This is a genomic window from Vibrio sp. OPT46, assembly GCF_015163535.1.
Taxonomy (GTDB): domain Bacteria; phylum Pseudomonadota; class Gammaproteobacteria; order Enterobacterales; family Vibrionaceae; genus Vibrio; species Vibrio alginolyticus.
Map to the genome: position 1 here is coordinate 17,570 of NZ_JADDYG010000529.1, position 8,635 is coordinate 26,204.

The 8,635-nt window shown below is 46.7% G+C and carries 6 protein-coding genes; 4 read left to right on the forward strand and 2 right to left on the reverse strand.

Annotated elements, in window-relative coordinates:
* Positions 1-196: 196 nt before the first annotated feature.
* From IQR33_RS21380 to IQR33_RS21395, 4 genes are all read left to right on the forward strand, one after another.
* Positions 197-943 carry an ATP-dependent zinc protease gene (locus tag IQR33_RS21380; RefSeq protein WP_005378391.1) on the forward strand — a complete coding sequence of 249 codons (747 nt, stop codon included), beginning with the start codon at positions 197-199 and terminating at the stop codon, positions 941-943.
* An 11-nt stretch (positions 944-954) separates the two neighbouring features.
* Complete coding sequence (locus IQR33_RS21385; protein ID WP_005378389.1) at positions 955-2,460, forward strand: inactive transglutaminase family protein; 1,506 nt, start codon at positions 955-957, stop codon at positions 2,458-2,460.
* Positions 2,461-2,463: 3 nt separating this feature from the next.
* Positions 2,464-3,432 carry an alpha-L-glutamate ligase-like protein gene (locus tag IQR33_RS21390; protein WP_005378387.1) on the forward strand — a complete coding sequence of 323 codons (969 nt, stop codon included), beginning with the start codon at positions 2,464-2,466 and terminating at the stop codon, positions 3,430-3,432.
* A gap of 227 nt (positions 3,433-3,659) precedes the next feature.
* Complete coding sequence (locus IQR33_RS21395; RefSeq protein WP_005378381.1) at positions 3,660-3,812, forward strand: hypothetical protein; 153 nt, start codon at positions 3,660-3,662, stop codon at positions 3,810-3,812.
* A gap of 143 nt (positions 3,813-3,955) precedes the next feature.
* Here the strand turns inward: IQR33_RS21395 and mukB are convergent, their stop codons facing one another.
* On the reverse strand, positions 3,956-8,419 hold the full coding sequence (gene mukB / locus IQR33_RS21400) for a chromosome partition protein MukB (RefSeq protein WP_193837473.1): 4,464 nt from the start codon (positions 8,417-8,419) through the stop codon (positions 3,956-3,958).
* 2 nt (positions 8,420-8,421) lie between these two features.
* A partial coding sequence (locus IQR33_RS33915) for a chromosome partition protein MukE (RefSeq protein WP_228014051.1) occupies positions 8,422-8,635 on the reverse strand: 214 nt, incomplete at its 5' end.

Sequence of the window (8,635 nt, forward strand, 5' to 3'; positions counted from 1 at the left end):
TTTTTTGAATACATTTGTCACGTCAAAATATAAGTACGCTCTAAATAAGGATGCGCTTTTATGTCCTTGATTTTTGGCTTTTCATCACTATTCCTCAAACAATAAGTAATAGAGAAACATTCTTACTTGTGAGGCTTTATCGATATAAGCTAAACTCCTAAAAAATAAACAACTTAATCCAATCCCAAGGTTTTCAATGTTATTACGATTGACCCCGATTGTTGCCATCGCCTTACTATCTGGATGCTCACTAACCAAAGGCGAACAGTACCACCAAGAAACGTTAGCGGCGATTCAAAATTCAGAAGCGAATGTCAATAATCGCATTACCAACCTAGAGCTACAGCTCAGCAACCAATCGGACTATATCGACAGCCTTGAAGAACAAGTCGATAAACTACAGGTTGAACTTCTTACATTTCGCGATGAAGCAATGGCAGAAGTAAAAAAACCGAAAGAGCCGATTATTGTCCAATCTCCCGCTCCTGTGGAACCAACCCCAACTCACGATATTGTCCTTGGCTCTATCGAAAAGGTCACTGTAGAGTCGATTAAGCAAACTTTTGATGCACGTATCGACACTGGTGCCGCGACGTCGTCTTTAAATGCCGTTGATATTGAAGAGTTCGAAAGAAATGGCAAAAAATGGGTCCGATTCCACTTAGCAGACACCAGTAAATCCGAAGAAGAGAAAAGTACTTGGATCGAAGCTCCTGTCATTCGCTACGTCAAAATCCGCCAGGTTACCAGTGAAGAGTTAGAACGCCGCGCTGTGGTAGAACTTTGGGTGCGCGTTGGAAAAATTCATGAAAAAGCGCAATTTACGTTGGCAGATCGCTCACATATGAACCATCCTATTTTACTGGGTAGAGAATTTATGCGCGACATAGCACTTGTCGATGTAAGTCGTACCTATATCCAAACGGACGAAGATAAAAAATAATAAGGTAGATTATGACGTCAAAAATACCGTTTTACCTTTCTATCATCTTATTGGTGATTGCGGGCATTGCTCTGAGTGTTTTCAGACATGAAAACTACGGCGTGCCTTGGACGCCAGGCGAAACTCGCCAGGTATGGGATGTAGAAGCTCGTATTGAGTTCAATGCTAACGGCAACGAAGTAAAAGCGTCACTTGCAGCACCTCATACACAAAGTGGTTACACACTTATCGGTGAATCTGCTTCCTCATCAGGTTATGGCGTTTCCTACATCAATGACGATTCAGGCCGTCGTGCAGAATGGTCAATTCGCCAAGCTCAAGGGCCACAAACCATATACTACAAAGCCCAGTTCTTAGTAGACCCTCAGGCTAAAGTCACTCCTTTACCGCCAACGGAAGACATTACGCCACCAACGCTATCAGCACCACAAGCAGCAGCGGCAAATGCCCTTATCGAACGTGCGATGAGTCGCTCAGCCGATAATGTGACGTTTACTCGTGAGCTTATCAAAGCGCTTAATGACCCAGATAGCCAAAACTCGTCGCTACTACTGAACGATTTCAGCCGTACTGATGCACTGCATAATATTTTGCTTACCGCAGGTATACAAAGCAAAACCGTCGGTGTTATCGAACTAGAAGATGGTCGTCGACGCCAAACAATTCAACCAATGGTTCAGGTTTGGTCAGGTAAAGATTGGGTACTGTTTTCGCCAAAATCCGAACAAAAAGCAGTGAAACCCAACTTGTTAGTGTGGGATGAATCAAACGTATCCTTACTTGACCTTGTTGGTGGTAAAAATAGCCAAGTGCATTTCTCGATGATTAAGCAAGAAATGACACCACAACAAGCTACAAACAACAAAATAGAAGCAGATGGATTACTGAATATTTCAATTCATAGCTTACCTTTGGAAGAGCAAGCGATGTTCAAAACCATCATGCTCATCCCTATTGGTGCTCTGATCGTTGTGTTCTTGCGTGTGATTATCGGCCTGAAAACATCCGGTACCTTCATGCCTGTGTTGATTGCCGTTGCTTTTGTTCAAACTCAACTATTAACGGGTATTGTCGGTTTCTTGCTAATTGTAGGTACAGGCCTGATTATTCGAAGCTATTTGTCTAGGTTGAACTTATTGCTGGTAGCAAGGATATCTGCGGTCATTATTACCGTTATCATGATCATCTCGGTGTTCACCGTTGTTGCGTTTAAGATGGGCTTAACGGAAGGCCTAACAATTACCTTCTTCCCTATGATCATCTTGTCTTGGACGATTGAACGTATGTCAATCCTATGGGAAGAAGAAGGTGCGAAGGAAGTTGCTCTGCAAGGTGGTGGTTCATTGCTGACAGCGGTATTAGTTTACCTTGCAATGACGAACTCATACATTCAACACTTAACCTTTAACTTCATTGGTCTACAGTTGATTGTTCTGGCCGGTATTCTATTACTAGGTACTTACACAGGTTACCGCCTCACTGAGCTACGACGCTTCAAACCACTAGCGGAGGACTAAACGATGTTCGAAAGTTTTACTTCGCCGTCTAAGCTTCGCCATAAAGGCATTATGGGGATGAACAAGCGTAACCACAGCTATATTGGCCGTTACAATGATCGTTCTAAATACCCACTTGTCGATGACAAGCTAAAGACCAAAATTATTGCACAGGCAGCAGGAGCAACAGTTCCTGCCCTGATCGGTGTCATTCATAACCAAGCTGAAGTTAAGACTATCCACAAAATGGTTGAGAACTGGCCTGGTTTTGTAATCAAACCTGCACAAGGTAGTGGCGGTAAAGGCATTCTGGTTGTTACGTCTCACAAAAACGGGGTATATACCAAACCCTCCGGCTCTACAATTGGTAGGGATGAGGTCGAGCGTCACATTAGTAATGCGCTAGCTGGCCTTTTCTCTCTTGGTGGTAAAAATGACGTTGCTGTGGTTGAAAACTTAATCAAGTTTGATGACTGTTTTGATGGCTTCAGTTATGAAGGCGTACCAGATGTTCGGATCATCGTATTTAAAGGTTATCCAGTAATGGCGATGATGCGCTGCTCTACAGCGGCTTCCGACGGCAAAGCAAACCTTCACCAAGGTGCGGTAGGAGTAGGCATTGACATCGCGACAGGTAAAGCCGTCAGAGCGGTGCAGTTCGATCATCCAGTGACTCATCACCCTGATACAGGTAAAGACCTTTCGACCCTTCAAGTACCGCATTGGGAGCGCTTGCTGGAGCTTGCGTCAAGTGCCTGGGAAATGACAGGTTTGGGATACATGGGTACGGATATGGTGCTGGATAAAGATGAAGGACCTATGGTTTTAGAGCTTAACGCTCGCCCTGGTCTGGCAATCCAAATCGCTAATGGTGCAGGCTTGCTTCCTCGTTTGAAACACATAGAGAGCCTTGGCACACCTGCTGAGTATCCAAAACCGATTGAACGCGTCGCTTACGCGGCAGAGCAGTTCGGTGTGAAGCCGTTGTTCTAACCCTCCGACATAATGTTCGTTATTACTCGCCAGTAATTGTCATGATTACTGGCGTTTTTGTTCCCGCATCCAAAAACCTTGCACTTGCTCTCCTTATTAAACACATCCTTCTCATATATAAGTTGAATCAATGATCGAGCTAACAAAATCAACATAGATCGTTTCTTTTCTACTTTGCCTTTTGAGTATGATGAGAGCTCCCCTTACTCAACTTGAGAGGTTGGGAAATGCTAATAAAAGAAACAAATAATGATGAACCAGAGCTTGAAGAACAAGAGAGCTTAGACCAACACCTACAACGCTTGTCTGAGCTTTCTGTCCAAGCACTCGAAGAGCTTGCTGAAATGATCGAAGTCAGGGACGATATTCCAGAGGAATAAACGTCGCTTCCTCATTAAGTTCCGTTAATAAGCCGAGACTGCCGTCCTACAGTCTCGGCTTATCTTATGTATTTCGAAGCCTGCCTCGTAAACAGATACAAAAACGCCCGCATTCATTGCGGGCGTTTTGTTAGATTCGAAGTTTACGATTCAAACTCTTCAATCATCTCTTGTGCTTCGGTCTTAGGCTTATCCGTTTGACCAAAACCGCGCAGACCCACTACGTGTACGTGTTCGTGGTCTTTAAACACCTTACGTACCAGTTTGTAGGTCGTACCTTTCTCTGGGCTGATGTTTTCTGGTGCCGCGATAAGAAGCTGCATATCCAGACGGTCACATAATTCGAACAATGTCGCGATCGATTTCGCATCCAGACGCGCTGCTTCATCTAAGAACAGCAGACGACAAGGCACAATGTCTTTACTGCGCAGGCGGCGTGATTCTTCTTCCCAGCTTTGAACAACCATCAGTAGGATTGACTGACCAGTACCGATCGCCTCACCTGTTGATAGCGCGCCAGACTCAGCCTGTAGCCAACCATCTGTACCACGGTTCACTTCTACACTTAGCTCTAGGTAGTTACGGTAATCCAGTAGCTCTTCACCCAAAACCTGAGGAGAACGTTGACCCATATCGATATGTGGGTTCACACGTTGGAACAGCTTCGCCATTGCTTCGGAGAAAGTAAAGCGAGTCGATTCAAACAGGTCTTTGTGCTGCTCTTGTTGTGTCGCTAGACCGTTCAGTAGCACTTCGTGACTTTCGCGGATCTTCACGTTTAGACGTACGCCCTTCACCTGACCAAACGAAATGTTCGACAAGCCTTGATTCAGCATACGAATACGGTTTTGCTCACGCTGAATCGTCTTCTTGATGATGCTCGCTACCGACTCAGAGCTGATCGCTAGACGGTTTTCACGTTGCGTTAGCTCTTCCGTTAGACGCGCCAGCTCGACTTCCATCTCTTCGATTGCTTCAACTGGGTCATCAGTACGGATGATATCCTGACGAATACGCTCACGAAGGTGTTGGTATACAGCAATATAGAACAGAACTTTACGCTCTGGGCGAGCGTTGTCTTCTGATAGACGCAGCGCATCACGCAGGTCGTCATTGTTCGCAACCGCTAGACGCAGCGCACCCAGTGATTTATCCGACATCGAACGCAGTTCATCCGCTGACATGTAAGCCAGTTCACGCTTGTGTAGACGACGTTCAACATCGTTCTCGCGCGCCAGACGAAGTACAGAGCACCAGCCAGCTTTCGCTGCAACCACAAAGGTACGTAGCTCAACGTATTCTTTCTGAACTTTCTTCAGACGTTTCGCCAAGCCTTTCATCTCTAGTTCAGTAGAGGTGATTGTGCGCTCGTATTCGCTCTTACGGCTACGAGACGTGTGTAGACGCTCATGCAATTCATCACGACGACGCATTGCACGTTCTTCAGCACCTTCGTCCGCGTTCACGCCAAACTCTTGAAGTTCTTGTTTGAACTCTTGAACCGTTTCCAGTTTCGCTTGGTGTGAACTCTTCAATGACGCCAATACTTGGTTGTATTGGTTCATTTGGCCTTGCGACTGTTTCAACTCTTCACGAGAGCGTGTACGCATTTGTTCAGCTTGAACCAGTTTTGCTTTTAGCTGCTCGCTCAGTTCGCTGCTCTTGTTCAGTAGGTCTACTGAATCTGAGTAAGCGAAGTAGTGGCGACGCTCAACGAGATCTGAGAGTGCAAAGATTTGCTTCTTAAGATCTTGTAGCTGTTCGTCTGCCGCTTTGTATTCTGCTTCTAGCGCGTCGAATTGCTCTGGGTCAGCATCAAGCGCAGACGCAATATTCTCTAATTGCGCGACGGCTTTTGCATGGTTGCTTAAGAAGTTCTTCGCCTCTGCAAGCTGAGCGATTTTCTCTTCTAGCTCATCAAAACGCGCTTGCAATGACTCATCTTCAACAAGCACCATGTGTGACGCTAGCTTGTCCAGAGAAGACAACGCTTGCTTGCTGGTTTGAAGCTGAGAACGTTGTTGTTGCTCTTTCGCATCCAGATCCGCCAACACGCGAGCAATTTGGTTACGCTTATCACGAATAGTTGCCAGTGCTTGTTCTGGATCGGCGTCAAAAGCAACCTGAATGTGGTTAGACACAAATAGGTTAAACGCTTGGTACAAGCGCTGCATTTTCTGAGAATCAAACGCCGCTTTTGCGTGTTTCTCTACCACTTCTTCTCGTTCGTTACGCAGCAACTCTAGACGCTGCTCACGTGCCGCACGGCCAAACAATGGGATCTCAGGCAAGCGAGAGTAACGCATTTGGCGATCGTTCATACGAACGCAAACCGCGCCCTCTAACTCTTCTGCATCGAACGAGCTGTCATCAAAGGCATCGATGTCACCTTCAATGATGTACAAGTCTTCTGGACAGTCGTCTAGCTCTACCAGTTTCTCTTCGATGCCTGACAAGTCAGAAACAACGATAGCGTGACGAGCCGGACCGTACATCGCACTGAAATAAGGCGCGTCATCAATCGTGATGTCATCGTAGATCTCAGACAGCAATACACCGCCCAGCGTATCTGCCAAACCTTTCAGGCGAGGGTCATTTGAACCACCAGGAGAAGCAAGACGCTCAATCTCAGAGTCTAGCTGGCTACGGCGCTCAGCAAGCTTATCTTTAGCTAAAGACAGCTCCCTTTCTTGTTCAAGGACAACTTGCATGTGGTTCATTACCGCATGGCGATCCTCAAGCTCTTCACCGCTCTGCTCTCTCAGTTTCTCTAGCGCATCGTTCGCCGCGATCCAAGCTGGTGCTATTGCTTCAAGCTTACTGATTTCTGCCACCGCGTTTTGCTCTAGACGGCGCTGTTCACCACGCTGATCACGAACTTCTTCTTGAGCTATCTCTAGTGATTCGATTTGCGTCGCATGACGTTCACGTTCTTGTTCAAACGTAACCTCATCGGTTAGTTCAACGTGATATTGCTTTTTGTATTCAGCAACCAGTTCACGTGCTTGACGCTGCTGGTTAAGGCTGCGTTCGAGATCACGGTGTTGTGCTCGCCATTGCTGTTCGTTTTGTGCGATTTGTTGTGACTCACGCGCTTTCGCGATTGCAGTTTTCGCATGTTCAGACGCGTCTTTGCGCTCAACTTGACCAACGATGCTTTGTACCAGTTTAAGCGCGGTTTCAAACTGCTCTGCCGCTGCAGAGGACATGTCCAGTTTGTGCTTAACCGATAGCAACGCATTGGTGTTTTCTGATTCTTTGCTCTTAAGCTCAGAGACAAGCGCTTGAGCCGATTCCGCCGTTAGGCTGTCATCGCCAAGTAGCTTCTTCGCTTTCTCCAGCGCTTGAACTGCTTGTTGATATTGAAGGGCGCGAGTTTGCTGAACGTCAAGAGCTTGCTGGTAATCAGCAAGTTGCGTCTTAAGGCTATCCACCTCTTCTTCTGCAACGGTAGCTTGCTCTTCAGCCATCATCACGCGTTCTTGCGCTTCTTCCACTACCATCATTTGTTCTTCAAGACGCTCGCTCAGCTCTTCAAGATCTTCTTGGTAGCGTTCGATCTTCTCTTGCTGACGCAGCGCGTTTTGCACCAGTTGCAAGTGATCAGAAGCCGCTTGGTAGTCTTGCTCTAAAGAAGATTCGGATTCGATCAGCAGTTCCAGCTCTTCTTGAACGCGGTTAAGCAGATTGTTTTGCTCAATCAAGGTCTCGCGAGAACCAAATAACTCTGAACGCAAAGACAATGTCTGTTCTAGTTTTTTACGGCGCTCGTTGGCATGGCGCATATAGTCCGCTGCCACGTAGTTGGTCGACTCTGTAATCAAATGTTTGAACAAGTCACGGTCTGCTTGCGTGGTTTTGATCGCTTCTAGCGTCATGCGGTTTTCACGCAGCGCCGATTCCATATCTTGGAACGCTTTCTTCACGCCGCCGTTTTGTGGCAGAAGGTAGTCACGTAGCGAACGGGTAATCGCACTTGAGATACCACCGTAAAGCGATGCTTCGATCAGGCGGTAGAATTTAGAACGGTCACCAGAGTTACGCAGTTTCTTCGGAATCACACCGAATTCAAACATTTGTGCGTGGTAATCCACGATAGAAGAGAAGGCTTTAAATTGAACGCCTTCAAATTCTGCGATTGATTCTTTTACTTCATTGATTTGACGTACACGAGCTTGAGTCGCAGATACGCTTTCAACCAAGATATCTGTTGGTTTCACATGGCTTGGAAGACCTTGGATAACAAACGGTTTGATGTCTACTTTCTTATCACGACCTGCAACTTGCTGCAGTTTTACTGCGAACAATAGGCGTTGGTTACGTGAGTTCACCACGTCAAGCGCCGCATAACACGCGCCCGGCTGTAGCTTACCGTACAGACCTTTGTCGCGAGACGATTGGCTGCTGCCTGCTTCTGTCGTGTTACGGAAGTGCAGTAGCGTTTGGTCAGGAATCAATGCGGTGATGAACGCCGCCATTGTGGTTGATTTACCTGCACCGTTACCACCTGATAGCGTGGTGACCAGACCATCGATGTCAAACGTACGGGCAAAGAAGCCGTTCCAGTTGACCATGGTCAGCGATTGGTATTTACCGCGTTCAATCATGCTCATGCTTCACCCTCTTCTGTTGTTTCTTCTTGGGCTTGGTCGTCTTGATCTTCTTCAGACAATAAGCTGCCTTGGCTTGGCTCTTTGGTGTGCACTACTGCTTCACCATCACGGATCAGACGCAGCTGCGCTTCACGCATGTCATCGCCAATACGTACATCGGCACCAAAGCGGAATACCGCTTCACTGATGCTGAATTTACCGGTTTCACCG

Bases quoted from the DNA above. Each gene is read 5' to 3' on its own strand.
- IQR33_RS21390 (WP_005378387.1), top strand. From the start codon at position 2,464: ATGTTCGAAAGTTTTACTTCGCCGTCTAAGCTTCGCCATAAAGGCATT.
- mukB (WP_193837473.1), bottom strand. From the start codon at position 8,419: ATGATTGAACGCGGTAAATACCAATCGCTGACCATGGTCAACTGGAAC.
- IQR33_RS21395 (WP_005378381.1), top strand. From the start codon at position 3,660: ATGCTAATAAAAGAAACAAATAATGATGAACCAGAGCTTGAAGAACAA.
- IQR33_RS21385 (WP_005378389.1), top strand. From the start codon at position 955: ATGACGTCAAAAATACCGTTTTACCTTTCTATCATCTTATTGGTGATT.
- IQR33_RS21380 (WP_005378391.1), top strand. From the start codon at position 197: ATGTTATTACGATTGACCCCGATTGTTGCCATCGCCTTACTATCTGGA.